The following is a 23,581-nucleotide window of genomic DNA, read 5'->3' on the forward strand; positions in this document are numbered from 1 at the left end:
ATGGATGCGAAGACGCAGTTTTCGAACCGGGCAATGAAGGTGAACCATGCGGGAGAGCAAGGTGCCATCGGCATTTATACGGGCCAGATCTTCATGGCACGTTGGACGGCAAGCCATCTCGTGCAGGAACTGCGCGCCTTCAGGATGCATGAACGGGAACACAGGACGATATTTCACGACGTTCTCGAGCGCCGTGGCTTGCCGCGCTGCCGCAGCTATTACCTGTGTGCAACTGGAGGCTACGTGCTGGGCATCGTTACGGGGCTGTGCGGCGCGCGCGCGATCTCGCTGACGACCGTGGCCGTCGAACGCGTGGTCCTGCAGCATCTGCGCCACCAGCTCGCCATGCTGAGCGACGACGATGACGCAAGCGGCGCCATTACAGCGATACTCAGGGACGAACAGGAACATCACGACCAGGCATCCATCCGCACGCAAGACAGCGGCATGTTCGGACGCATGCTGAGCGCCGTAGTGTCCGGCGCCACGGAATCGGTGATCTGGCTGGGAATGCGCCTGTAAGCCAAAAGATGTCGAGTTCCTGGTGTTTGCATGTCGTCGTGACGACGGGGCAGAGGCATATTCACCGCTGGAGCGACTCAAAGTTATAATTTCGATATTTTTATGGGCATATACAATGGCGTATGACAGGATTGATTGGCATTCTGACGAAAACTATCCCGATGACTTGCCGGAAGAGAATGGCGGCATCCATATCGGCATGTTCCTGGCCTGGCTGCTGAACCAGGACATGGCGAGCGCCTTCCACCGCACGGATTCCCCCGATGAGCTCAAGCGCCTGGCACGCCGGGAAATGACCGGACTCCAATTTCTGATCGATGCTTGCGATGGCAAGCTATGGGAAGAGGATCTCAACGATCAGGGCAATGCTTTCACCGTTGACTATTACGATAAAAAGTCGGCATTCGCCCAACAGCATGGCAGCTTTCTGCAAGACTATTGTGACGTATTCAACCGTCACGCCGCCGAACATGGCTTCGAGTATCCCAGCGTCTATCACGTCCAGAATACCTGGGAGAAATTCGATCTGCTGAAACCCATCCTCGACCAGCGCTACAGCCAATGGCAAGCGTGGTCGGCCGATCCCGCCAACCGTCAGCGCGATCCCAAAGCCCAGTTTCTCCAGGCATGCCAGGAAGTCGGGAAGTTTCTCGTGCCGCATGGCTTTAAACCGAACAAGGCAGGAACCGTCTGGAAGAAGACGGCGGCCGACAAGGACACCGTTTTCGAGGTGTCCTTCGAGCCCGAGCGCTACAATTCCCGCAGCGATGTTCGCATGACGGTCGACCTCTCCATCGCCAGCAAAGCGCTCAAGAGGTGGCTTGCGGAGAAGGGAACCGGCGCAGGCTACGCTGGCTGCGTCCTATTCGGCGGCTTGCGTCGGCCCGACAGGGATGCCAGCGCCATAGTCTGGCAGGTGGCGGGCTTGTCGGCGCGCTCCTCGATTGAGGAGATGGGACAGTTGCTCACCGAACGTAGCCTGCCGCTTTTCTCCCTGTTTGCCGATCGTCTGCGGGCGCTGGAACATCTTGCGTCGCATGGGGGCGGTTTCCCCGCCATTTGCGAGCCAACGGCGACCCCTTTGTCATTCTTGTTGTGCTTCGGGACCCAGGAACAGGCGCAGCGTTTTTTCACTGGCTATGTTGCTTCCAGACCATCCCCGTGGCGGCGCAATATCATTGCAACATTCAACAAGCTGCAAGCAGGGGAAGTTTGGGAATATTCCGCCTACTCGCATGAAACGGATATCAAGCTGGCGTTCCAAAGCGGCCTGAGTCTGCCGCAAAATGCCTGACTTTCCGAGCGGACGCGCGCCAGATTGAAGATGGGAGCGCATTGATCCCTGGCCGCTTGTAGCAGTCGTTCGACTGATACAGCATGTGCCTGTACGCGGCGCCTTGTGCCTTGTCCCTGCCGCGCCGCGCTTCTAGACTGGGGGCCTTTCCACGCTGCGACCGCCTGCCATGACCGAACTCCTTCCCCTGATGAGCTATTGCTTTGTCATGTCCGCCACGCCCGGACCGAACAACGTCATGCTGGCCACCACCGGCGCCAATTTCGGCTATCGCGGCGCGCTGCCGGTGATCCTCGGCATCCAGGCCGGCATCTTCGTGCAGACCGTCCTCATGTGCGTGGGGCTGGGCAGCGTGTTCGTCGCGTATCCGATGGCGCAGCAGCTACTGCGGATCGCGGGCGCGCTGTACCTGATGTTTTTGGCCTGGAAGCTTGCCGGCGCCTCGGTGGCGGGAGCCAGCGCACCGAAGGCCGTGTCGTTTGCGCAGGCGGCGCTGTTTCAGGCGCTGAACCCCAAGAGCTGGCTCAAGGCGGTCACCATGGCGTCGGTCTTCATGCCTTCGCAGGGCAACATGCTCGCCAGCGCGCTGCTCGTGTCCGTGATCGGCACCGTGGTGGGCACGCCGTGCAACGCCATGTGGGCGCTGTTCGGCGTCTCGATCCGCAGCGTGCTGAAAGCGCCCCGCAACCAGCGCATATTCAACCTGGCGATGGGAGCCATCCTGCTGGTCCTCGCCGTGATGTTTTTACGTTAGACTGCCATCCATGTTCTCCATCGACCGCTCCTCCCCCATCGCCCTGTTCAAACAGATCGAGGCAGCATTGCGCCAGCAGATCGCGCAACGCGTCTTGCCAGGCGGGACCAGGCTGCCGTCGATCCGCCAGCTCGCCGCCCAGCTTGCGGTCAGCACCAACACCGTGGTGGTGGCCTATGACAGGCTGGTGGCCGCAGGCGTCATCGATACGCACGGCACGACGGGCTTCTTCGTCTGCGCGCCAGTGGACGCCAGCCGCGCCATTCCCGACGAGGTGGCGCTGGAAGCGGGCCAGGAGCAGGAACCGGTTTGGCTGAGCCAGCAAGTGAACGACCAGCGGCCGGGCGTGCTGCTGGCCAGCAGCGGCGCCTTGCCGCCCACCTGGCTGCAGGATGCGCTGCCGGCGGCAGCCGTGCAACGCGGCCTGGCGCGCAGCGCGGCCGGCATGGCTTCGCGCTGTCCGCCGCAAGGGTTGGCCGAACTGCGCGAACAGATCGCGCTGCTGTTGCGCGGCATCGGCATCGCTGCGGACGCGAGCCATATCCTCACCACTTTCGGCGGCACCCATGCAATCGACCTGATCTGCCGCACGTTTCTGCAGCCCGGCGATACGGTGCTGGTGGAAGACCCCGGATACTTCCTGATGTTCGGCAGGCTGCGCCAGGACGGTGTGCGCCTGATGCCCATCAAGCGCCGCCCCGATGGCCTCGACCTGGACGAACTGGAAGCCGCCTGCCGCGCGCACCGTCCGCGCCTGCTGTTCATGCAGACGGCGTTGCACAATCCCACCGGGTGGAGCAGCAGCGCCGCCAACCTGCACAAGGTGCTGATCATGGCGCAGCAGTATGGCTTCCTGATCGCCGAAGACGACGTGCACGGCCATTTCCAGCCGGGTCACAGCACGCGGCTGGCATCGCTGTCCGGACTGGACGGCGTGATCTATTACTCCAGCCTGTGCAAGGCGCTGAGCCCGGCCCTGCGCATGGGCTACCTGGCCGCGGCGCCCGCCCTGCTCAAGCTGCTGATGCGGACCAAGATCCACGCCATCATGACCTTGCCTGCGCTGAACGAATACGTTCTGCTGGAAGTACTCAAGGCTGGCAACCTGCGCAAGCACCTGGAGCGGCTGCAACGCAAGATCATGGTGGCGCGCAACGCCAGCACGCGGCAACTGAGCGCGGCCGGCGTGCTGTTCGAGCAGCCCGGCGACGCAGGGATTTTCCTGTGGGGCAGCATGCCCGAAGGGCTGGACGTGGACTTGCTGGTGCAGGACGCCTACCGCAACAAGATCCTGATGATGCGCGGCGCCGCGTTCTCGGCCAACGACACGCCCGACCAGCACATCCGCTTCAACGTCGCCTTCAGCCAGCATCCCCGCGTGAGCGCCTACCTTGAAGAGCGCCTGCGCGCGGTGGCAGGCGCGCGCTCGACCTTGGCCCGCGCCAGCGGCGCCGCCAGCATCGAGGGCAAGTCCTGAGTTCGGCTGCGCCACAGTAGACGTCCTCAAGCGCAAACTGTCACGACAGCAAGAACCCGCCCCCGCCACCAATCCAGGCTCTCCGGGCCCAGCGGGCCTGAAAAATGGCCAGGGCAAGGCGCGCGGGCGAAGACAGTACGGTTAGTACGGCGAGCCCAAGCAACGCAGCCATGGGCATTTTCTCAGGCCCGCGGCTCTGGCCCGCTGTTCTTGAGTATTACTGCACCCGCGCCAGATACTGTGCCAGCTGGCCGAACGTCGCCTTGAACCCCTGCGTCATCGACTCATGCCCTTCCAGGAAAGTCCGATGCTGCTCATCGGTGGCCTTGTGCGGCGTCGAGCGCAAGGTCATCGTCGTCTTGCCGTTTTCCTCCGTCAGGGTCATGACATTGAACGATTCCAAAGGCCAGGTGGCGCTGACGGGGTGCTGCACGGGGTTGCCCTGCTTGTCCGCGAACGACAGGATAGAGACGATCTTTTCCGGCGCTTCGATGGCCTGGTAGGTGAACTTGCCCCACATCTCGTAGCCATTGTCGGCGCGCATGCCGTAGTGGAAGACACCGCCCGGCTTGAGGTCGAGCGCCAGCACGCTCAGTTCGAAGCCGACGGGGCCCCACCATTGGGCCAGGCGTTCCGGTTCCACCCACGACTGGAACACCAGTTCGCGGGGCGCGTCGAAGGTTTGCGTGATGACAAAGTCGCTGCTGTCGCGGTGCTGTCCGTCCTGCTTCTGTTTTTCCGTCGTCATGCTGTCTCCTGATGGTGGTGGGCCCCCTGTTAATGTACCAGCGGCGCCGATAAACGGGAAGGCCTGTACGCCTGCCAAACGGCCATGCTAGAATATTAGTTCGATACCTAACTATTAGACGACTCACCTTATGACTTCTATCGAAGAGCGCTTTTCCGCCGCGCTCCACAAGACGGCGCGCGGCTGGCGCCATGCGATCGACCGGCGCCTGAAGGACCTGGACCTGGGGCAAGCGAGCTGGATGTGCATCGCCATGATCGCCAAGTCGCCGCAGCCGCCCTCGCAGAGCGAACTGGCGCACCAGCTGGGCGTGGAAAACCCCACCATGGTGTCGATGCTGGACCGGCTCGTGAAATCGGGCTTCGTGCAGCGCCAGCCATCGGAAACGGACCGCCGCGTCAAGCTGGTGGTGCTCACCGATGCGGGCATGCAGGTGTACGACACGGTGCGCAAGGAAGCGGACGGTTTCCGCAATGAGCTGCTGCAAGGCATTGATCCCGATCAGCTGCGGGCCGCCACCGAACTGCTGGAAGCGTTACAGGCGGCCACGGAGAAATCCGCATGAGTTCGGCCACAGCCAGCGCCGCACCGGCGCTGCCCGCTTCACAGGATCCCACCCTGAACCGGCGCATGATCACGATTTCCATCATGCTCGCCACCATCATCCAGGCGCTCGACGGCACCATCGCCAACGTCGCCCTGCCCCACATGCAGGGCAGCCTGTCCGCCTCGCAAGACCAGATCACCTGGGTGCTGACCTCGTTCATCGTCGCCGCCGCCATCGCCACGCCCCTGACGGGCTGGCTGTGCGACCGCTTCGGCCAGAAAAACACCTTCCTCGTTTCCGTGGCCGGCTTTACGCTCGCCTCCGTGCTGTGCGGCCTGTCCGGCACCCTGTCCGAGATCGTTGCCGCGCGCCTGCTGCAGGGCGTGTTCGGTGCGGCGCTCGTGCCGCTGTCGCAGGCGGTCTTGCTCGACATCAATCCACGCGAAAAGCACGGCTCGGCCATGGCCATCTGGGGCATGGGCGTGATGATCGGCCCCATCCTGGGTCCCACCCTGGGCGGCTGGCTGACGGACAGCTACAGTTGGCGCTGGGTCTTCTTCATCAACATCCCCATCGGCGCCATGGCCTTCTATGGCATCTGGCGCTATATCCGCAAGGACCCGCCGAACCGGCGCATGAACTTTGACATGTTCGGCTTTGCCACCCTGAGCCTGTCCATTGGCGCGCTGCAGATGCTGCTGGACCGGGGCGAGCAGAACGACTGGTTTTCTTCCACGGAAACGTGGATCGAAGCCATCGTGCTGGCCATGAGCTTGTGCTATTTCATCGCCCACACAGCCTTGCGTCCGGCCGGCAAGTCCTTCCTCGACTACCGCTTGCTGAAAAACTCGAACTATGTGAGCGGCCTGCTGTTCATCTTCATCGTCGGCATGGTGCTGTTCGCCACCCGCGCGCTGACGCCGTCGATGCTGCAAGGCTTGATGAATTACCCGGCGGCCATCGCGGGCCTGGTGACGGCCCCCAGCGGCCTGGGCACGATGCTGGCCATGCTGATCGTCGGCAGGCTGACGGGCAAGATCGATACGCGCATCCTGCTGGGCGTGGGCTTTTCCATCACCGCGTTTTCGCTGTGGCAGATGGCCAATTTCACCCTGGACCTGGTGCCGAAAACCGTCGTGTGGAACGGCATCATCCAGGGCATCGGCCTGGGCCTGGTGTTCGTGCCCCTGAGCGCGGCCACGTTTGCCACCCTGTCGCCGCAGATGCGGGCGGAGGGCACGGCCATCTACAGCCTGGTGCGCAACATCGGCAGCAGCATCGGCATCGCCCTCGTGCAAACCTTGTTGGTGCGCAATACGCAGATCGCCCACGCTTCCCTGACGGAACACATCACCATCGCCAACCCGGCCCTGCATGACCCCGGCATTGCCCAGGTGTTCGACTTGGGCACAAGCACGGGCATGGCGGCCCTGAATGGCGAAATCACGCGGCAGGCGTCGATGATCGCCTACCTCGACGACTTCTGGCTGATGATGTGGCTGACCATCCTCGTGCTGCCGCTCTTGCTCCTGATCAAACCACCGAAGAAGAATGCGCCTGTCGTGGTCGACCACGCGGCCATGGAATAACCCTCATGCACACACCTATGAAACTCTCCCTGAGCGTCCTGGCGCTGAGCCTGGCCCTGGCCGGCTGCGCCAGCATCCCGCCCGACACGCAACCATTGCCGCAGCAAGACCTGGCCAAAGTCCAGCTGGCGGCCGACATCCACCTGGCCAGCGAAGGCTGGCCCGCCGCCCAGTGGTGGCGCCAGTTCCAGGACAGCCAGCTGGACCAGCTGATCGAGCACGCGCTGTCCAGCAGTCCGAACCTGGACGTGGCAAATGCCCGCATCGGCTCGGCCCTGTCCGCGTTCGATGCCCGGCATGCGGACCGCGGCCCCAGGGTAGACCTGGGCGCGAATGCCAACCGCCAGCGCTACTCGGGCAATGGCCTGATGCCCGCCCCCATCGGCGGCAATTACTACAATGAAGTCACCGTGGGCGTGCAAGCCCATTACGACCTGGACTGGTGGGGCAAGCACAAGGCGCAGATCGCCGCCAGCCTGGGCGAAGTCAACGCGCGCCGCGCCGAGTACGCGATGGCGGAACAGATGCTGGCCGCCGAGATCGCCCGCCACTACTTCAGCATGCAAAGTGGCTGGGCCCGCATGGACAACCTGCATGCGCTGGTCAAGCTGCAGCAACAGCTGGTGGTGGACAAGGAAAAGCGCATCGCCAATGGCCTGGGCATCAGCGACGACCATCTGTCCGCGCAAACGCGCTTGAGCTTGCTGCAACAGCAGATCGCCCTGCTGGAAACGCAGATCGTCACGGAACGGGAAGCCTTGCGCGCCCTGCTCGGTGCGGATTCCTCGGCCCTGGCCAGTCTGCAGCCCAAAGAAGCCCAGGCATTGCCGCACGCCCTGCCCGGCAAGCTGGGCATGGAATTGCTGGCGCGCCGGCCCGACTTGCAGGCGGCGCGCTGGCGGGTGCAGGCGGCCATGAGCACGATCGAGGCGGCGCAGGCGGCGTTCTACCCCGATATCGACCTGGGCGCGTCGTTCGGCCTCGATGCGATCAAGCTGGGCAAGCTGCTGCAGTCCGGCAGCCGCACCCTGTTCATCGGTCCCGCCTTGTCGCTGCCCCTGTTCGACAGCGGCCGTTTGCAGGCGCAGCTGGCCGGCGCGCGCAGCGAACGCAATGAACTGATCGCCGACTACAACCAGAATGTCTTCAATGTCGTGCGCGACGTGGCGCAAGCGGGGGCCAAGGTGCAGGGCGTGGAAAACCAGCTGCGCCTGCAGGAAGAAAACCTGCGCGCCAGCGAGGCGCAGCTGCGCAACGCCAATGCCCGTTTGAAACAAGGGCTGGCCGACCGCGCCACCCAGCTCAATGCGGAAATGACCGTGCGGGGCCAGGTAGACCTGGGCATGCAGCTGCAAAACCAGCGCCAGAACGCGGAAATCAACCTGAACGTGGCACTGGGCGGCGGCTACCGGGGCAGCAGCGACTTTGCCGATACCGCAAGCACCAGCAAACGCAGCACCCAACAATAACACTGACTACGGAACACATCATGAGCAGCGATACCACAGCAAGCACCACCCCAACCGAACAGCCGGGCAAGCGCAAGGCCGTCCTCCTCGCCATCACGGCCGCCTTTGTCGTGGCCGGCGTGGCCTGGGCCGCCTATTACCAGCTGGTGCTGGCCAAGGAAGAAGTCACGGACAACGCCTATGTGGGCGGCAACCTGGTCACCCTGTCCGCGCAAGTGACGGGCAATGTCGATGAAATCCGCGCCGATGAGACGCAGATGGTGAAAGCGGGCGCGCCCCTGATCACCCTGAACGGCATCGATGCGGACCTGGCCCTGAGCCAGGCGCAGGCGCGGCTGGGCAACGTCGTGCGCCAGGAGCGCGAGCGCTATGCCAGCGTGGCGCAGTACGACGCCGTCATCGAGCAGCGCCGCCTGGCACTGGCCACGGCGCAGGGCAACCTGGCCCGCCGCGCGCCGCTGGCCGCGGACCAGACGATTTCCGGTGAAGACCTGGCCCATGCGAAACAGGCCGTCGATGACGCGAAAGCGGCGCTGGCCGTGGCGCAGCGCCAGGCCGAGTCCGCCAAATCGGGCGTGGCCGGCGTGAACCTGGCCAGCCATCCGGCCGTGCTGTCCGCCAAAGGCGACGTGGTGCAGGCGTGGCTGGCCGTGCGCCGCAACGCCGTGCTCGCGCCCGTCTCCGGCTACGTGGCCAAGCGCAGCGTGCAGCTGGGCACGCACGTGACGCCGGGCACGCCCTTGATGTCCATCGTGCCGCTCGACCAATTATGGGTCGATGCCAACTTCAAGGAATCCGAATTGCGCAATATCCGCGTGGGCCAGGCGGCCACCATCGAAACGGACTTGTATGGCAGCAAGGTGGTCTACCACGGCAAGGTGCTGGGCATGTCGGCCGGCACGGGCAGCGCGTTTTCCCTGCTGCCGGCGCAAAACGCCACGGGCAACTGGATCAAGGTGGTGCAGCGCGTGCCCGTGCGCATCACCCTGGACCCGAAGGAACTGGCCGCCCACCCGCTGCGCATCGGCCTGTCGACCACGGTGACGGTCGACACCAGCCATGGCGAAGGCGCGACCCTGGACCAGCCGATGGTGGCGTCAACCGTCTACACGACCAAGGCGCTGGGCCAGCCCGTGGATGAGGCGGAGAAGATGGCTGATACCATCATTGCGCAAAATCTGGCACAGTAAGACCAGCCCTAACCCCCAGCAACATCCGGGGTCGTACCCTGCTGGGTACGACCCCGGCATTTGGCCTCTGGGTTTGCTTGACGTTACTTCGTCTTGCCCGCGGCCGCCACCTGGTCGAGGATATGCTTGGGCACGGCCGCATAGTGCTTGAATTCCATCGTGTAGGTGGCGCGGCCCTGGGTCAGTGAACGCAGGGTGGTGGAATAGCCGAACATCTCGGCCAGCGGCACCAGAGCCTTGACGATGCGGCCCGAACCGCCGGGAATGTCGTCGACGCCCTGCACCATGCCGCGCCGCGCCGTCAGGTCGCCCATGACGTTGCCCATGAACTCTTCCGGCGTTTCCGCCTCCACCTGCATCATCGGTTCCAGCAGCACAGGATGGGCCTTGCGCATGCCATCCTTGAAGGCGATGGAACCGGCCATGCGGAATGCATTCTCATTCGAATCGACGTCGTGGTAGGAGCCGAACGTCAAGGTCGCCTTGACGTCCACCACGGGATAGCCGGCCAGCACGCCCGCCTTCAGGGTTTCGACGATGCCCTTGTCGACGGCAGGAATGAATTCGCGCGGCACCACGCCGCCCTTGATGGCGTCGACGAACTGATAGCCGGTGCCGGGCGGCAAGGGTTCCAGCTTGAGCACCACGTGGCCGTACTGGCCCCGTCCGCCCGATTGCTTGACGAACTTGCCCTCGATATCTTCCACCGCGCGCGTGATGGTTTCGCGGTACGCCACCTGCGGCTTGCCCACGTTCGCTTCCACGCCGAATTCGCGCCGCATGCGGTCCACCAGGATTTCCAGGTGCAATTCTCCCATGCCCGACATGATGGTCTGGCCCGATTCCTCGTCCGTATGGACCTTGAACGACGGGTCTTCCTGCGCCAGGCGGTTCAGGGCGATGCCCATCTTTTCCTGGTCCGGCTTGGTCTTCGGTTCGACCGCCTGCGAAATCACGGGTTCCGGGAAGATCATCTTTTCCAGCACGATGATGTGGTCGAGCGCGCACAGGGTGTCGCCCGTGGTGACGGCTTTCAGGCCCACGGCGGCGGCAATATCGCCCGCATACACTTCCTTGATTTCCTTGCGCTCGTTCGCATGCATCTGCAGGATGCGCCCCAGCCGCTCGCGCGCGCTCTTGGTGGGGTTGTAGACCATGTCGCCCGAGTTCACCACGCCCGAATACACGCGGAAGAAGGTCAGCTGCCCCACGAACGGGTCCGTCATGATCTTGAAAGCGAGGGCCGAGAAATGCTCGTCGTCCGTCGGGTGGCGTTCCACCTCGTTGTCGTGCTCGTCATGGCCCATGATGGGCGGCACTTCCATCGGCGACGGCAGGTATTCGATGACGGCATCCAGCATGGCCTGCACGCCCTTGTTTTTAAAAGCGCTGCCGCACAGCATGGGCACGATCTCGTTGCGGATGGTGCGCGCGCGCAAGGCTTGCTTGAGTTCCGCTTCCGTAAACGTGTCGCCGTTCAGGTAGCGCTCCGTCATCTCCAGCGTGGCCTCGGCCGCATGTTCGACCAGGTGCTCGTGCCATTCCTGCGCCTGGGCCTGCAACTCGGCGGGAATCTCGCCATAGCTGAACTGCACGCCCTGGCTGGCGTCGTCCCACGTGATGGCGCGCATTTTCAGCAAGTCGATCACGCCCGTGAAATGCTCTTCCGCGCCGATGGGCAGCTGGATGGGCACGGCCACGCCCTTCAGGCGGTCGGCGATCTGCTTGCGCACGCGTAAAAAATCTGCACCCACCCGGTCCATCTTGTTGATGAAGGCGATGCGCGGCACATGGTATTTGTTCGCCTGGCGCCACACGGTTTCCGATTGCGGCTGCACGCCGCCCACGGCGTCGTAGACCATCACGGCGCCGTCGAGCACGCGCATCGAGCGCTCCACCTCGATCGTGAAATCCACGTGGCCCGGCGTATCGATGATGTTGATGCGGTGTTCGGGGAAGTTGCCGGCCATGCCTTTCCAGAACGCCGTGGTGGCGGCCGAGGTGATGGTGATGCCCCGCTCCTGTTCCTGCTCCATCCAGTCCATGGTGGCGGCGCCATTGTGCACTTCGCCGATCTTGTGGTTGACCCCCGTGTAAAACAGGATGCGCTCGGTGGTGGTGGTCTTGCCGGCGTCGATATGGGCGCTGATGCCGATGTTGCGGTAGCGCTCGATAGGTGTTTTGCGGGTCATCACAATCTCCATGGCTAGCCCCGGTACCCGGTTTTCCAGTGTAGCAGACATCGATTTGCAGGGCTGCCGGTAACCAGTTTTTACCGTGCGCACAACACTAACATTAACGCGCACGTGCGTTGCGCAGGATAAACAGGAGATTCAGCTATACTTTCATATCTATTAATTCAACAAAGATTAATCAGAATCAAGACGCACGGTGAGATATCGTGCAAGGCGACGCCGCCGGCATGCCAGCCCAGGTGCGCACCGAATGACATGCCCCACTCAGCCTATGACTATCCAACTAAGAAAAATAATCCTCTCTTCCCTGCTGGCGTCCCCGGCGCTGGCCATGGCCGGCGAACTGGAACAGCAAATGCAGCGCTGCGCCGTGCTTGGCGATGCCAGCGCCCGCCTGGGCTGCTTCGATACACTGGCCAAGGCGGCAGAAAAAGCCACCATCGCCGCCGGCGGTGATGCGGCCACGGCCGCCGTGACCCTGGCAGCCGCCGCCGAAGTCGCCCCCTTCACGCCCGTCAGCCCGCCTGGCGTGGCCACGCCAGAAGCGGTCAACGCGGCCATTCCCGCCGTCGCGCAGGCTGGCGCGGCGCCGCCGGAAGCGCCGATTTCGCGTACGCAACAATCCTGGGAACTCAACGATGCGTCGAAGCGGGGCCTGTTCAACTTCCGTCCCCACCGCGACACCTATCTGTTGCTGGCCAATTACAGCGATGCCTCGAACGACGAACCGTTCCAGGATTTCACGCCGGGCGGCATCAAGAGCCAGCACGTGGAATTGACGTTCCAGCTCAGCTTTAAAATGAAGATGCTGGAAGACATCGCCGGCACGCCCATCGACATGTGGTTCGGCTATACGCAGCAAAGTTTCTGGCAGGCGTATAACCGCAAGGCGTCGAGCCCGTTCCGCGAGACCAATTACCAGCCGGAACTGATGCTGGTCATGCCGATCAACAAGAATCTGGCTGGTTTGGAATTCAATTACCTGAACTTCGGCCTCGTGCACCAGTCGAATGGCCAGACCTCGACCCTGTCACGCAGCTGGAACCGCGTGTATGCCGAGCTGGGCATGGAAAAGGACAATCTGGCCATCACGGCCCGCGTCTGGCACCGTCTCGACAATAGCGCCAAGGACAATGACAATATCGACATCATCGATTACATGGGCCATGGCGACTTGCGCCTGAGCTACCGCAACAAGGGCCATGAATACGCGGTGACGGCGCGCCGCAATTTCAGCAAGAAGCATGGCTCCATGCAGGCCAGCTGGGCTTTCCCCTTGAAAGCCAACCTGAAAGGCTATCTGCAGCTGTTCTCCGGCTATGGCCAGAGCCTGATCGACTACAACTACTCGCAGAAATCGATCGGCGCCGGTTTCATGGTCGACCTGTAAGCAGCACAAAGATGGAAATGAAAATGGCGCCATGGGCGCCATTTTTTATTGCGAGAAAGTAAATCTCAGCGCCGGCCGCCACCCAGCACGCGGGCCGGCAGCATGACGATGGCGCGCAGCAGTTCGAACACGCCTTCCACGCCGATGCCGATCAAGCGGAATGGCAGCAACAGCAGCCAGGCCAGCGGATACAGCACGAGGGCCAGCAAGGCCAGGGGCCAGCACACCAGCAAGAGCAGCAGCCACAGCACAAATCCCAGCATCGCGTTCCCCCAGAATGAAATGTGCGGAGCAAGCCGTGCTTGCCCCGCTACCGTGACAGCACTATATAAAAGCGCCGGCGCGGCGGCAACGGCCATGCGATGAACTGCAGGATGGGGGGATGGACTGGATAAAAACGGGGATGAACGGTAGTTGGCGGCCCGCTTACTGGCCGACGCAAATCACTTTCGTGACGTATTCATGCGCGTTCGGCTTCTTGCTGGTGGCCCATTTGATGGCCTGGTTGGCATCTTCGATGGTCATGACGGTGGCCTTGTCCTTCGACTTGATGAAGGACACGCCTTCAAACACGCCTTCCTTGCTGCGCATTACCTTGGCAAACACGGGCGGCCTGGTCTCGCCATCGCTGATTTTGTTCTGTTGCACGAGGTAACGCTGATCGATCTGTTCCATGATAGTAAAGCTGTCCAGTGGGTAAAAGACGAAATATACCCTGAATGGACGAACGCCGCAGGATGAAATCGCTGCGGCGTTGCCTTTACATTAATGATGCTTAAGCATACACCGCGTTCTGTATCACCGGCTGCAGGTTCACGTCATAGATCACCTGCGCGCGGATCGACGCTTCCAGCGAAGGGATCGAACCGCCCGCGCGGTACTGGAAGCTCACCTGCAGCACGTCGCCCGCCTTCACGGCGACGGGCGCGGCCAGCGGCAGACACATGTAGTGGTTCAGCCAGTCGATGGTGGTCGAGCGTTCGGGCACCACGGCCAGGATGTTCTTGGTGACGAAGCGCAAGGCGTTCAGGGTGCCGCTGCGCTCGACGACAAACTTGCCGTCGAAACCGAACACGCTGTCCGTCGGCTGGCTGAAGTCGATGATGCTGTAGACGGACGGCGGCGCCAGTTCCTGCACGCCCGGGTGGATGGCCGTGGTTTCCTGGAATTGCACGATGGGCGCATAAAAACCCTCGAAATCGTATTCCTGCTGCATCGGCTGCACGGCCATGATCACGGCTTCGGGCAGGAAGATGGGCAGCGGGCCGCCAAAGCGTGCCAGGTAGCGGCGCTTGAACGATTCGATCACTTCCACCTGCTTTTCGCGCAGCATGCCCACATGGATCATTTCGCAGATGACCACGTCGACGGGCTCGGGCGGCAGGTATTCGAAGGCATCCGCGTGGACCACTTCGACCTTTTCACCGTTGGGATTGAGCGCCAGCATCTTGCGCGCTTCCTTCACCATGTCCGGATTGAATTCCACGCACCACACCTTGTCGGCGCGCGCGGCCGCAAACCATGACAGCACGCCCGTGCCGCCGCCCAGCTCCAGCACCTTCATGCCGGGTTTCACCGCGTAATCGATCGCCGACTTGAACCCGTGCATGCGGTTCTGGTCCATCAACATATTGTGGTGGTAATGGACGGGGATAAATTGCCCCAGGTAACAACTCTCGATTTCTCGTTCATTCAGCATGTCTGTCCTCTTGGAGTCTGGCTCCGATGGCCGATCGGTTTTGTCATTCCAGAAAGCAGTGATATCGCACGGGCTGCGCGAGGGGCGGCGACAATACAGCCGGCGCCTGACGTTGATGTGATGATTGCCCATGCGAGATATCTCCTGATTAATGCGACACGATCATTATCGTGAATCGGGAGCGGGAACAAAGGGCTGAGGTGAGAGGCAATTCCATGCCAGTTTGAGCGCTGGCATGGAAAGTATTACTAAAGAGATATTTACTTGCGTGCCGCGCGCGCCTGCTGGGCGGCCGTGATGATGGCCACCACGCCAGGCTTGTCGCCCGCCTGGGCGAACTGCACGGCCGTCCAGCCGTGATCGCTTTTCAGGCTGGCGTCCGCGCCCCAGGACAGCAGCAGCTTGACGGCGCCCTCCTGCCCTTCGCGGGCGGCAAACATCAGCGGCGTGATGTTGGCGGGCGCGCGCGCATCGACCACGGCGTCGCGGTCCAGCAAGATCTTCATGATGGGCAAGTCGCCGGCCGAGGCCGCATAGTGGAGCGCCGTCCAGCCGCCCTGGTTGACCTTGGCGCCCTTGGCCAGCAAGGCTTGCACGGCATCCTGCTTGTGCTTGTAGGCAGCCATCATCAGCGCCGTGTTGCCATTGGCCGAGCGCGCTTCGAGGTCGATGCCGGGAGCGTCGAGCAGCACCTTGAACACCCGGTCCGCATCGTCGCGCAGGGCCAGCACGAGGGGAATGTCGCCCCGCTGCGCGTCAGGCTGGTTCGGATTCATGCCGTCATCCAGCATGCCGCGCACGCCGCTGGCGTTGTTGACGGACACGGCGCGGAAGAAGGCGTCCGGTTCCGGCGCCGCGTGGCTGGCGCCAGCCCAGCACAGCAGCATCGCCACGGCGAGTTTTTTCATCATGTCTGACCTTAAGAAGTTATGGCAACTGATTGAATAACTTGAAGAAATTGTCCGTCGTCTGGCGTGCCACCTGGTCCAGCGGGATGCCTTTCAGGGTGGACAGGTATTCGGCCACGTGGGCCACATAGCCCGGCTCGTTCATGCGGCCGCGGAACGGCACGGGTGCCAGATACGGCGAATCGGTCTCGATCAGGATGCGCTCGAGCGGCACTTCCAGGGCCACGGCTTGCAAGTCTTTCGCGCTCTTGAACGTGACGATGCCGGAAAACGAAATATAGAAACCCATGTCGATGGCGGCGCGCGCCACTTCCAGGGATTCCGTAAAGCAATGCATGACGCCGGCCACGCCGCCGTCGGACACGCCCGCGCCCTCTTCGCGCATGATGCGTATCGTGTCTTCGCTGGCCGCTCTTGTGTGAATAATCAAGGGCTTGCGCGTGATTCTTGAAGCTTTGATGTGGGTACGGAAGCGCTCGCGCTGCCATTCGAGGTCGCCCGTCAGGCGGAAATAGTCGAGGCCCGTCTCGCCGATGGCGATGATCTTCGGATGGTCGGCCAGGCGCACCAGGTCTTCCACGGACGGTTCCGGCGTGTCTTCATAGTCGGGATGCACGCCGACCGATGCAAAAATATGCGGATACTGCTCGGCCAGGGCCAGCACCTGCGGGAAGTCCGGCAAGTCGACGGACACGCACAGCGCGTGCGTCACCTTGTTCTCGGCCATCTTGGCGAGGATTTCGGGCATGCGAGCAGCCAGCTCGGGGAAATTGATATGGCAATGGGAATCGATATACATAAGGCGGGATTGTACCGGAGCGGGGAAAAACCGGCAGGGGAACGGCTGCGCCGCGCAACCCCTGCCGAGGCGGTTCAACTGCTGGCAGCCGATTAGACCTGGGAGGCCGGATGGTCGGCGAGCGGCACGAAATTGCCGGTCGACTCGTCGAGCGCATCGAGGGAGCCGTTCTCGATGTCGTAGACCCAGCCGTGCAGGGTCAGGCGGTCCTGCGCCATGGCCAGGGCCACCGAAGGATGGGTGCGCAGGTTATTCAGTTGCGCCACCACGTTGGCACGCACCATGCCGTCGATGCGCGACTGTTCCGTCGGATGGTCGATCGACTCGTTGATCATGCGCGCCGCATCGGCATGGTGCAGCCAGCTGCGCACGGCCGGCATGTGGTCGAGGCAGGCACAGGTGGCAATCGCCTTCATCGCGCCGCAATCGGAATGGCCGCAAATGACGATGTCGGTCACGTTCAGGGCGGACACGGCAAATTCGACCGTGGCGCTCACGCCGCCCGGCTCGGGGCCGTACGACGGCACGATGTTGCCCGCGTTGCGGATCACGAACAGCTCGCCCGGCTCGCGCTGCGTCACCAGTTCCGGCACCATGCGGCTGTCGGAACATGAAATGAACAGGGCTTTGGGGGTCTGTCCCGTGGCCAGCGTCTTGAACAACTCGCGGCGCGTGGGAAAAACCTCTTTTTGGAAGCGTAGGAAGCCAGCAATAATGTCGCGCATAAATAAATAAGATGGTTATCTGAACCCGTATTATCGCTGATCTGGCGCCTGCCCTGCCTATTGTCCTTCTGGCGGCTGCCACAGCTCCACCTTGTTGCCCTCCGGATCAATGACCCAGCCGAACTGGCCGTATTCCGAATCGGGCGCCTTGTCCAGCACATTGCAGCCTTCGTCGCGCAGGGCTTGCAGCAGCGCATCGAGGTCATCGACCCGGTAATTGATCATGAAGGCGGCCTTGCCGGGCGCGAATTGCTCGCTGTCCTGTGCCGCCACGGACCAGATGGTGGTGCCGGCCGTGAGCTGGCCGTCGGCGTCCGTCCAGGTAAACGCGGCGCCGCCCCAGGGCTGTACGTCCAGGCCCAGATGGCGCTGGTACCAGGCGCGCAATGCGGCCGGATCCTGCGCGTGGAAGAAGATGCCGCCGATGCCAGTGACCCGTTTCATGCACGCCTCCGTGGCGGGACGCTGCCCGCGAGGTTATCCAGTGCGCTGACTGTAACACCAGGCTCCGGGCATGGCAATCGGCCATGGCGCGGTAGGCAAAAACGTTATCAAGATGTATAGTTGGCGGCCGGTGCGCGGCCATGGGGTTGCGCGCGGAACCATGGAGAGTGTACATGCTGAAAATTGCCAGCCCTTTGATACTGCTGGCCTGCCTGGCCCACAGCGCGCACGCACAAGACAAGCGCGACGTGCCCAGGGCCCTCCCCGACAGCGGCTTGTGCGCGCCCGTGTGTGCGTCGGCGCGCCAGGATTGCCGTGCGCACGTGGAGCGCGCCACGGAAGACGACAGCAGCCCCATGCTGCTGATGAAGCCCAGCAGCAACCCCTACGCTGCCGCCAGCCGGGAAACGGGGCCCCAGTCGCAGCAGCTGCAGCCCACGCAAGCCCAGGCCTTGCGCGCCCGGCGCGCCGAACGCCAGCAAGCGTGTGAAGTGCAGTACCGCAGCTGCACGCGCGCCTGCGGCTAGGTCATTCGCCCGCACCAAGAATCATACAATCAACATCAACTTGATGATGCAAGTGCTTGATTCTATTGACAGCTGGATGCGTAGTCGAGCAGCATGTCCTCGAGGAACAGCTTGGGCGACAAGGGGTGCTCGGCAATGGCCCGGCGCTCATTTGCCGCCTTGATGGCCGCCATCAGACGGCTGACGTTGATGCGTCCGGCCAGCGCTTCCAGCTCGCGCCGGTGGCGCGGGTAGTAGCGGATGGTGCCCGACAGCTTGACGGAGAACACGTCGTACAGCCAGCGCTGCAGGGACGCCACCAGCGGCGCCAGCGGAGACTTCTGTAATTTGTCGGCCGCCTTCAGGGCCGCTTCCACGCCCGGATTGGCCAGCACCTGCAGCAATTGTTCCGTTTCTTCGCGCCCGCCCGACTCGGACTGGGCCAGCGCGGCCAGCGGCGCGCCGCCCTGCTCGCGCAGCCAGCTGTCCGCGTCGTTCAAGCCCTGGGCCTTGAGCCAGGCCAGGGCCTGCTCGTGGCTGGGCATGGGCAGGGCGAACTTGCGGCAGCGCGACAGGATGGTCGGCAGCAACCGGTCCAGGCTGTTTGAGGCCAGCAGGAACAAGGTGCCCGGCGGCGGCTCTTCCAGGGTCTTCAGCAAGGCGTTCGAGGCGGGCGTGTTCAGCGCCTCGGCCGGATACAGCACCACCACGCGCAAGCCTTGCCGGTGCGTGGAAATGTTCATGAAATCGGCCAGGTTGCGGATCTGCTCGATCTTGATGTCTTTCGACGGCGTCTTGGTCTTGGCGCTTTTCTTCGCGCCTTCGCCCTCTTCGCCGTCATCGGCCACCTCGTCTTCCAGCGCTTCCGGACGGACCCGGCGGTAATCGGGATGGTTGCCCTGGCTAAACCAGCCGCACGAGGCGCATGCACCGCAGGCATGGCCATCGGGACGCACGTCTTCGCACAGCAGCGCCTGCGCAAAGTGCTCGATGAAGTCGGCCTTGCCGATGCCTTGCGCGCCATGGAACAGGATGGCGTGCGGCATGCGCGGGCGCAAGGCTTGCAATTGTTGCCAGGCGTCCTGCTGCCAAGGATAGAGAGAACTGGTCATTTTATCCTTTGTAAATCAGCATGTTGTAACGCTTTTCTCAAGTAACACATCAAGCAGTTGCGCGAGTTGTACTTGAATGTCAGCAATGCTTTGCGTGGAATCGATGATGCGGAAACGCCCGGGGAACTGGGCGGCGCGGCGCAGATACTCGTTGCGCGTGGCGGCAAAGAAGTCCGCCTGCTCCTGCTCGAACTTGTCGAGCGCGCGCGTGGCGTCCAGGCGGGCACGGGCCACTTCCAGGGGGACGTCGAACAGGAACGTCAGGTCCGGCTGCAGGTGCGGGTGCACCCACGCTTCCAGCGCTTCCATCTTGCCCAGGTCCATGCCCCGGCCGCCGCCCTGGTAGGCGAAGCTGGCATCGGTGAAACGGTCGGAAATGACCCACTCGCCCCGCTCCAGCGCGGGCGCGATGACTTGCGCGATGTGTTCGCGGCGGCTGGCAAACATCAGCAGGGCTTCCGTTTCCAGGTGCATCTTTTCGTGCAGCAGCAGTTCGCGCAGCTTTTCGCCCAGGCTGGTGCCGCCCGGTTCGCGCGACGAGACGAGGGCCACGCCCCGCTGCTGCAGGTAGTCGGCAACAAAGCCGATATGCGTCGACTTGCCCGCGCCATCGATGCCTTCGAAGGTGATGAAGCGCGGTTGATAGTGTTGTGTCATGAAACTCTTAATCTGGTGATGATGAATGCCGGCAATTAGCGCTGATACTGGTTCACGGCGCGGTTATGGTCGGGCAAGTTGGCCGAGAACTGGCTGGTGCCGTCGCCCCGCGCCACGAAATACAGGGCCTGCGTGCGGGCCGGCGCCAGCGCCGCCGTCAGCGATTGCGCGCCGGCCAGAGCGATCGGCGTGGGCGGCAAGCCGCCGCGCGTGTAGGTATTGTACGGCGTGTCCGCTTCCAGGTCGCGTTTGCGGATCTTGCCCTGGTAGCTGTCGCCCATGCCATAGATCACGGTCGGGTCCGTCTGCAGCAGCATGCCCGTCTTCAGGCGGTTGACGAACACGCCCGCAATCATGGCCCGCTCGGATTTCTGTCCCGTTTCCTTTTCCACGATGGAGGCCATGATCAGCGCCTCGTACGGGTTTTTATACGGCAGGGCCGGATCGCGCTTGAACCACGCTTCGGACAAGCGGCCTATCATGGCCGTGTGCGCCTGCTTGAAGATCTGCATTTCGCTGGCGCCCTTGGCGAACAGATACGTGTCCGGGAAGAACAGCCCTTCCGGCAGCACGAACTCGGGGCTGATCTTCGCCATCAGTTCCCTGTCGGACAGGCCCACGGTATCGTGCTTGAGGCCGGGATGATTGGCCATCGCCTGGCGCATCTGCTTGAACGTCCAGCCTTCGATGATGGTCAGCGACTCCTGCGCGAACTCGCCGCGCGCCAGCTGCGTGATCAGGCGCTGCGGCGTCGTGCCGGGCTTCAATTCGTAGGAGCCGGCCTTGATCTTCGACGTCTTGCCTTCGATGCGCGCCAGCAGGTTGAACAGGATAGGCACGATGGGCACGCCCGCATCGGCGATCTGCTGGCCGGCCGCATGCGCGCCGCTGCCCGGGCTGATCGTAAACGGGATCGCGTCGCCTTCCGTGGTGATGGGCTGCTGCGCCCAGTACACAAAAGTACCACCGGCGCCGATGGCGGCGATGACTGAACTGACTACAAGTTTTTTAAAGAAAGCCATTGTTCCGATTCTTGTGATGCGGTCGCTGATGGGCAGCGCCCGCTTGTTATGATCGTTCATTTGTGAAGCAAGTGCGCGCAAAGCGGCGCCAACACTGGCAATCTTGCCGCTGCCGACGCAAACTGCGCGACATCACTATAATGAACCCGTAATGATAATGCTTAATCGCTGATCTAATGGAAATTATGAATAACTGGAATCAATTTTTAACAGCCCAAGGCGCCCGCCCCGTTGCCACCGATGGCGCGCCTGACAGCGGCGCTCCCATCGCCGCCGCCCCCATCCATGATTTTGGCCAGTCCCTGACAGTGCCCCAGCTGCAAGACGGTTTTGTCGCGGCCATCACGGACCAGGGCTTGATCGGCCTCCATGGCGACGATGCGGCCAGTTTCCTGCACGGCCAGCTGACCAACGATGTGGAGCACCTGAGCCAGGAGCAAGTGCGCCTGGCCGGCTACTGCACGCCGAAAGGCCGGTTGCTGGCCAGTTTCCTGATGTGGCGCAATGCCACCACCATTTATCTGCAATTGCCGCGCGCCATACAGCCCGCCATCCAGAAGCGCTTGCAGATGTTCGTGCTGCGCGCCAAGGCCAAGCTGCACGATGCGAGCGGCGATGAAGCCAATCAAGTCATCCTGGGCCTGGGCGGCAAGCAAGCCACCGCCGCCCTGTCCGCCTGGTTCCCCGTGCTGCCCGCCGCGCCGTTCAACAAGGTCGAGCACGCATCCGGCACCCTGCTGCGCGTGGCCGACGCGTTCGGCAGCGCCCGCTATGAATGGCTGACGTCGGCCGCCACGGCGCGCGACGCGTGGCCGCAATTGACGGCCCAGCTAGCCAAGGGCGGCTATGACGCCTGGCAATTGTCGGACATCCATGCGGGCATCCCGCAAATCACGGCCGCCACGCAAGAACAATTCGTGCCGCAGATGGTCAACTTCGAACTGCTGGGCGGCGTCAATTTCAAGAAAGGCTGCTATCCGGGCCAGGAAATCGTCGCCCGCAGCCAGTACCTGGGCAAGCTCAAGCGCCGCACCACGCTCGTCAGCATCGCTGATGCGGCAGCCGTGGCGGGCGGCGAACTGTTTGCCGTCAGCGACCCGGACCAGCCTTGCGGCATGGTCGTCAACGCCGCGCCGAACGGCGCCGGCGGCATCGACGCCCTCGTCGAGATGAAGCTGGGGGCGATAGCGGAAGGTTCAAGCGCCGCCGGCGCCGTGCGCTACGGCTCGGCCCAGGGCGCCAGCGTGCATTTCCTGCCCATGCCTTACGTGCTCGACGCACTCGACTTGTGAGAATGCCATGAAAGATTTGTACATCTATTATCAAGTCAAAGAAGAGCACGCCCAGGCGCTGGAAGCCAGGGTCCGCGCCATGCAGGCGAAGCTGGCAGCCGCTTCCGGCGTGGCGCCGCAACTGAAGCGCCGTCCTGACAGCAAGGATGGCTTGCAGACGTGGATGGAAATCTATCCCGTCGTGGGCGAAGGTTTTGCGGACTTGCTGGCCGCTGCCGCCGACGAGGCAGGCTTGCTGGCCCTGACGGCCGGCGCGCGCCATACGGAAGTGTTCATGGATTTGCCTCCATGTGCCTGATCGTTTTTGCCTGGAAAGTCAATCCGCACATCCCGCTGATTGCCGCCGCCAACCGCGACGAATTCTATGAACGCGCCAGCGCCCCCGCCGGTGCCTGGCCCGAGCACCCGCAAGTGTATGCGGGCCGCGACCTGCAGGCGGGCGGCAGCTGGATGGGCATCACCCAGGCGGGCAGCGGCAGTTCGCGCTTTGCCGCCATCACCAACATCCGCAGCCCGCAAGACCGCAATCCGGACGCTCCCTCGCGCGGCGCCCTGGTGGCCGACTATCTGGCAGGCAACATGTCGCCGCAAGACTACATCGCGCAAATCCGTCCCGGCAGCGGGGCCTACAACGGCTTCAACCTGGTGCTGGGCGATGCGGATACCCTGATCTGGTTTTCCAACCGGGGCGATGGCGATGCGCGCAATGGCCAGCCTTTGGAGCCGGGCATCTACGGCCTGTCGAACGCCCTGCTGGACGCGCCGTGGCCGAAGGTGCTGAAAACCAAGGCCCAGTTCGCCAGCCTGTTGTGCCAGGGTGCGCCCGACGAAGCGTATTTCGACATGCTGGCCGACACCACGCGCGCACCCGACTTCCGCTTGCCAGACACGGGCGTGCCGCTCGACCTCGAGCGCGTGCTGTCCGCCGTCTGCATCGAAACGCCGGGCTACGGCACGCGCACATCCACCGTCGTGAAACTCTTCCCCGATTCGCCCGGCGAATTGCATGAGCTGGTGATTCAGTAACGCCACCTTGCACCAGGCAAGGTCAGGCAGGTCGGGTTAGCGCGCAGCGCGTAAGCCGACACCACCCACCCCACTCCAGCGGCATCACCGCCGTCCCGATGCCGGATCAGCGCGCCGTTGGCGCGCCGATCCGGCCTGCGCAAGCTTCCCTGCCCCCTAAAAAATTCACCCATCATCCATGCGCACAAAAAAAGAAAGCGCTTGCGCAAGCGCTTT

Annotated in this window: 25 protein-coding genes; 13 read left to right on the forward strand and 12 right to left on the reverse strand. The window is 62.9% G+C overall.

Features of this window, described 5'->3' with window-relative positions; translation table 11 throughout:
• The 4 genes from VPH41_RS10690 to VPH41_RS10705 all read left to right on the forward strand — a co-directional run bounded on the left by VPH41_RS10690 (position 1) and on the right by VPH41_RS10705 (position 4,047).
• Positions 1-522 carry a demethoxyubiquinone hydroxylase family protein gene (locus VPH41_RS10690; RefSeq protein ID WP_328569978.1) on the forward strand — a complete coding sequence of 174 codons (522 nt, stop codon included), beginning with the start codon at positions 1-3 and terminating at the stop codon, positions 520-522.
• 115 nt (positions 523-637) lie between these two features.
• Positions 638-1,816 carry a DUF7832 domain-containing protein gene (locus VPH41_RS10695; protein ID WP_328569979.1) on the forward strand — a complete coding sequence of 393 codons (1,179 nt, stop codon included), beginning with the start codon at positions 638-640 and terminating at the stop codon, positions 1,814-1,816.
• 169 nt (positions 1,817-1,985) lie between these two features.
• On the forward strand, positions 1,986-2,570 hold the full coding sequence (locus VPH41_RS10700; RefSeq protein ID WP_328569980.1) for a LysE family translocator: 585 nt from the start codon (positions 1,986-1,988) through the stop codon (positions 2,568-2,570).
• A 10-nt stretch (positions 2,571-2,580) separates the two neighbouring features.
• Entirely contained in the window at positions 2,581-4,047 is a 1,467-nt protein-coding gene (locus VPH41_RS10705; RefSeq protein ID WP_328569981.1) for an aminotransferase-like domain-containing protein, read from the forward strand.
• Between the two features lie 217 nt (positions 4,048-4,264).
• Here VPH41_RS10705 and VPH41_RS10710 read toward each other — a convergent pair whose 3' ends face one another.
• Positions 4,265-4,795 carry an SRPBCC family protein gene (locus VPH41_RS10710; RefSeq protein WP_328569982.1) on the reverse strand — a complete coding sequence of 177 codons (531 nt, stop codon included), beginning with the start codon at positions 4,793-4,795 and terminating at the stop codon, positions 4,265-4,267.
• A gap of 130 nt (positions 4,796-4,925) precedes the next feature.
• On the opposite strand from VPH41_RS10710, the gene VPH41_RS10715 reads away from it, so the two are divergent.
• The 4 genes from VPH41_RS10715 to VPH41_RS10730 are packed head-to-tail and all read left to right on the forward strand — an operon-like array spanning position 4,926 to position 9,590.
• Positions 4,926-5,360, forward strand: a complete 435-nt coding sequence (locus VPH41_RS10715) for a MarR family winged helix-turn-helix transcriptional regulator (RefSeq protein ID WP_328569983.1) — start codon at positions 4,926-4,928, stop codon at positions 5,358-5,360.
• Positions 5,357-6,931, forward strand: a complete 1,575-nt coding sequence (locus tag VPH41_RS10720) for a DHA2 family efflux MFS transporter permease subunit (protein ID WP_328569984.1) — start codon at positions 5,357-5,359, stop codon at positions 6,929-6,931. The genes VPH41_RS10715 and VPH41_RS10720 overlap by 4 nt, the downstream gene beginning before the upstream one ends.
• Positions 6,932-6,948: 17 nt before the next feature.
• On the forward strand, positions 6,949-8,400 hold the full coding sequence (locus tag VPH41_RS10725; protein ID WP_328569985.1) for an efflux transporter outer membrane subunit: 1,452 nt from the start codon (positions 6,949-6,951) through the stop codon (positions 8,398-8,400).
• A 20-nt stretch (positions 8,401-8,420) separates the two neighbouring features.
• Positions 8,421-9,590 (forward strand): HlyD family secretion protein, encoded by a 1,170-nt coding sequence (locus tag VPH41_RS10730; RefSeq protein WP_328569986.1) that lies wholly within the window; start codon positions 8,421-8,423, stop codon positions 9,588-9,590.
• An 83-nt stretch (positions 9,591-9,673) separates the two neighbouring features.
• Here the strand turns inward: VPH41_RS10730 and fusA are convergent, their stop codons facing one another.
• Positions 9,674-11,782: an elongation factor G gene (gene fusA, locus VPH41_RS10735; protein WP_328569987.1), complete on the reverse strand. Its 2,109-nt coding sequence runs from the start codon at positions 11,780-11,782 to the stop codon at positions 9,674-9,676.
• Between the two features lie 274 nt (positions 11,783-12,056).
• Between fusA and VPH41_RS10740 the strand changes: the two genes are divergently transcribed.
• Positions 12,057-13,175, forward strand: coding sequence for a phospholipase A (locus tag VPH41_RS10740; protein ID WP_226940961.1), 1,119 nt, complete (start codon positions 12,057-12,059; stop codon positions 13,173-13,175).
• 65 nt (positions 13,176-13,240) lie between these two features.
• On the opposite strand, the gene VPH41_RS10745 is transcribed toward VPH41_RS10740, so the two are convergent.
• The 7 genes from VPH41_RS10745 to VPH41_RS10775 form a co-directional block, all read right to left on the reverse strand.
• Positions 13,241-13,438, reverse strand: a complete 198-nt coding sequence (locus VPH41_RS10745; protein ID WP_034784591.1) for a hypothetical protein — start codon at positions 13,436-13,438, stop codon at positions 13,241-13,243.
• Between the two features lie 163 nt (positions 13,439-13,601).
• Positions 13,602-13,850, reverse strand: coding sequence for a hypothetical protein (locus tag VPH41_RS10750; RefSeq protein ID WP_092708370.1), 249 nt, complete (start codon positions 13,848-13,850; stop codon positions 13,602-13,604).
• Between the two features lie 100 nt (positions 13,851-13,950).
• On the reverse strand, positions 13,951-14,874 hold the full coding sequence (locus VPH41_RS10755; protein ID WP_152280884.1) for a methyltransferase domain-containing protein: 924 nt from the start codon (positions 14,872-14,874) through the stop codon (positions 13,951-13,953).
• Between the two features lie 260 nt (positions 14,875-15,134).
• On the reverse strand, positions 15,135-15,785 hold the full coding sequence (locus tag VPH41_RS10760; RefSeq protein ID WP_328569988.1) for an ankyrin repeat domain-containing protein: 651 nt from the start codon (positions 15,783-15,785) through the stop codon (positions 15,135-15,137).
• Positions 15,786-15,801: 16 nt separating this feature from the next.
• Entirely contained in the window at positions 15,802-16,581 is a 780-nt protein-coding gene (locus VPH41_RS10765) for a TatD family hydrolase (protein WP_077404693.1), read from the reverse strand.
• A 92-nt stretch (positions 16,582-16,673) separates the two neighbouring features.
• A complete protein-coding gene (locus tag VPH41_RS10770) occupies positions 16,674-17,306 on the reverse strand; it encodes a carbonic anhydrase (RefSeq protein ID WP_287772398.1) in 633 nt (210 codons plus the stop codon).
• 57 nt (positions 17,307-17,363) lie between these two features.
• Positions 17,364-17,750 (reverse strand): VOC family protein, encoded by a 387-nt coding sequence (locus tag VPH41_RS10775; protein ID WP_328569989.1) that lies wholly within the window; start codon positions 17,748-17,750, stop codon positions 17,364-17,366.
• A gap of 173 nt (positions 17,751-17,923) precedes the next feature.
• Here VPH41_RS10775 and VPH41_RS10780 point away from each other — a divergent pair, with 173 nt between their 5' ends.
• Positions 17,924-18,277, forward strand: coding sequence for a hypothetical protein (locus VPH41_RS10780; protein ID WP_328569990.1), 354 nt, complete (start codon positions 17,924-17,926; stop codon positions 18,275-18,277).
• Positions 18,278-18,339: 62 nt separating this feature from the next.
• On the opposite strand, the gene VPH41_RS10785 is transcribed toward VPH41_RS10780, so the two are convergent.
• From VPH41_RS10785 to mltG, 3 genes are read right to left on the reverse strand one after another with little or no spacing between them, the layout of a single operon-like run.
• Positions 18,340-19,368 carry a DNA polymerase III subunit delta' gene (locus VPH41_RS10785; RefSeq protein WP_152280880.1) on the reverse strand — a complete coding sequence of 343 codons (1,029 nt, stop codon included), beginning with the start codon at positions 19,366-19,368 and terminating at the stop codon, positions 18,340-18,342.
• Between the two features lie 15 nt (positions 19,369-19,383).
• Positions 19,384-20,025 carry a dTMP kinase gene (tmk, locus tag VPH41_RS10790; protein ID WP_328569991.1) on the reverse strand — a complete coding sequence of 214 codons (642 nt, stop codon included), beginning with the start codon at positions 20,023-20,025 and terminating at the stop codon, positions 19,384-19,386.
• Positions 20,026-20,060: 35 nt separating this feature from the next.
• The gene (mltG, locus tag VPH41_RS10795) at positions 20,061-21,047 is read right to left on the reverse strand and encodes an endolytic transglycosylase MltG (RefSeq protein WP_152255636.1); all 987 of its coding nucleotides are present in this window, start codon (positions 21,045-21,047) and stop codon (positions 20,061-20,063) included.
• Between the two features lie 176 nt (positions 21,048-21,223).
• Here mltG and ygfZ point away from each other — a divergent pair, with 176 nt between their 5' ends.
• The 3 genes from ygfZ to VPH41_RS10810 are packed head-to-tail and all read left to right on the forward strand — an operon-like array spanning position 21,224 to position 23,365.
• The gene (gene ygfZ / locus VPH41_RS10800) at positions 21,224-22,339 is read left to right on the forward strand and encodes a CAF17-like 4Fe-4S cluster assembly/insertion protein YgfZ (RefSeq protein WP_328569992.1); all 1,116 of its coding nucleotides are present in this window, start codon (positions 21,224-21,226) and stop codon (positions 22,337-22,339) included.
• Positions 22,340-22,346: 7 nt separating this feature from the next.
• The gene (locus VPH41_RS10805; protein WP_152280876.1) at positions 22,347-22,637 is read left to right on the forward strand and encodes a DUF4936 family protein; all 291 of its coding nucleotides are present in this window, start codon (positions 22,347-22,349) and stop codon (positions 22,635-22,637) included.
• Entirely contained in the window at positions 22,628-23,365 is a 738-nt protein-coding gene (locus VPH41_RS10810; protein WP_046682751.1) for an NRDE family protein, read from the forward strand. The genes VPH41_RS10805 and VPH41_RS10810 overlap by 10 nt, the downstream gene beginning before the upstream one ends.
• The last annotated feature ends 216 nt before the right edge of the window (positions 23,366-23,581 follow it).

Source organism: Janthinobacterium sp. P210006 (genome assembly GCF_036231885.1).
GTDB classification, from domain to species: domain Bacteria; phylum Pseudomonadota; class Gammaproteobacteria; order Burkholderiales; family Burkholderiaceae_D; genus Janthinobacterium; species Janthinobacterium violaceinigrum.

Coding starts and splice junctions, on each gene's coding strand:
- VPH41_RS10705 (WP_328569981.1), top strand. CDS start 2,581: ATGTTCTCCATCGACCGCTCCTCCCCCATCGCCCTGTTCAAACAGATC.
- VPH41_RS10780 (WP_328569990.1), top strand. CDS start 17,924: ATGCTGAAAATTGCCAGCCCTTTGATACTGCTGGCCTGCCTGGCCCAC.
- VPH41_RS10750 (WP_092708370.1), bottom strand. CDS start 13,850: ATGGAACAGATCGATCAGCGTTACCTCGTGCAACAGAACAAAATCAGC.
- VPH41_RS10760 (WP_328569988.1), bottom strand. CDS start 15,785: ATGATGAAAAAACTCGCCGTGGCGATGCTGCTGTGCTGGGCTGGCGCC.
- VPH41_RS10765 (WP_077404693.1), bottom strand. CDS start 16,581: ATGTATATCGATTCCCATTGCCATATCAATTTCCCCGAGCTGGCTGCT.
- VPH41_RS10710 (WP_328569982.1), bottom strand. CDS start 4,795: ATGACGACGGAAAAACAGAAGCAGGACGGACAGCACCGCGACAGCAGC.
- VPH41_RS10775 (WP_328569989.1), bottom strand. CDS start 17,750: ATGAAACGGGTCACTGGCATCGGCGGCATCTTCTTCCACGCGCAGGAT.
- VPH41_RS10700 (WP_328569980.1), top strand. CDS start 1,986: ATGACCGAACTCCTTCCCCTGATGAGCTATTGCTTTGTCATGTCCGCC.
- VPH41_RS10805 (WP_152280876.1), top strand. CDS start 22,347: ATGAAAGATTTGTACATCTATTATCAAGTCAAAGAAGAGCACGCCCAG.
- VPH41_RS10720 (WP_328569984.1), top strand. CDS start 5,357: ATGAGTTCGGCCACAGCCAGCGCCGCACCGGCGCTGCCCGCTTCACAG.
- VPH41_RS10755 (WP_152280884.1), bottom strand. CDS start 14,874: ATGCTGAATGAACGAGAAATCGAGAGTTGTTACCTGGGGCAATTTATC.
- VPH41_RS10695 (WP_328569979.1), top strand. CDS start 638: ATGGCGTATGACAGGATTGATTGGCATTCTGACGAAAACTATCCCGAT.
- VPH41_RS10715 (WP_328569983.1), top strand. CDS start 4,926: ATGACTTCTATCGAAGAGCGCTTTTCCGCCGCGCTCCACAAGACGGCG.
- fusA (WP_328569987.1), bottom strand. CDS start 11,782: ATGACCCGCAAAACACCTATCGAGCGCTACCGCAACATCGGCATCAGC.
- VPH41_RS10730 (WP_328569986.1), top strand. CDS start 8,421: ATGAGCAGCGATACCACAGCAAGCACCACCCCAACCGAACAGCCGGGC.
- tmk (WP_328569991.1), bottom strand. CDS start 20,025: ATGACACAACACTATCAACCGCGCTTCATCACCTTCGAAGGCATCGAT.
- VPH41_RS10740 (WP_226940961.1), top strand. CDS start 12,057: ATGACTATCCAACTAAGAAAAATAATCCTCTCTTCCCTGCTGGCGTCC.
- VPH41_RS10785 (WP_152280880.1), bottom strand. CDS start 19,368: ATGACCAGTTCTCTCTATCCTTGGCAGCAGGACGCCTGGCAACAATTG.
- VPH41_RS10745 (WP_034784591.1), bottom strand. CDS start 13,438: ATGCTGGGATTTGTGCTGTGGCTGCTGCTCTTGCTGGTGTGCTGGCCC.
- mltG (WP_152255636.1), bottom strand. CDS start 21,047: ATGGCTTTCTTTAAAAAACTTGTAGTCAGTTCAGTCATCGCCGCCATC.
- VPH41_RS10725 (WP_328569985.1), top strand. CDS start 6,949: ATGAAACTCTCCCTGAGCGTCCTGGCGCTGAGCCTGGCCCTGGCCGGC.
- VPH41_RS10810 (WP_046682751.1), top strand. CDS start 22,628: ATGTGCCTGATCGTTTTTGCCTGGAAAGTCAATCCGCACATCCCGCTG.
- VPH41_RS10770 (WP_287772398.1), bottom strand. CDS start 17,306: ATGCGCGACATTATTGCTGGCTTCCTACGCTTCCAAAAAGAGGTTTTT.
- ygfZ (WP_328569992.1), top strand. CDS start 21,224: ATGGAAATTATGAATAACTGGAATCAATTTTTAACAGCCCAAGGCGCC.
- VPH41_RS10690 (WP_328569978.1), top strand. CDS start 1: ATGGATGCGAAGACGCAGTTTTCGAACCGGGCAATGAAGGTGAACCAT.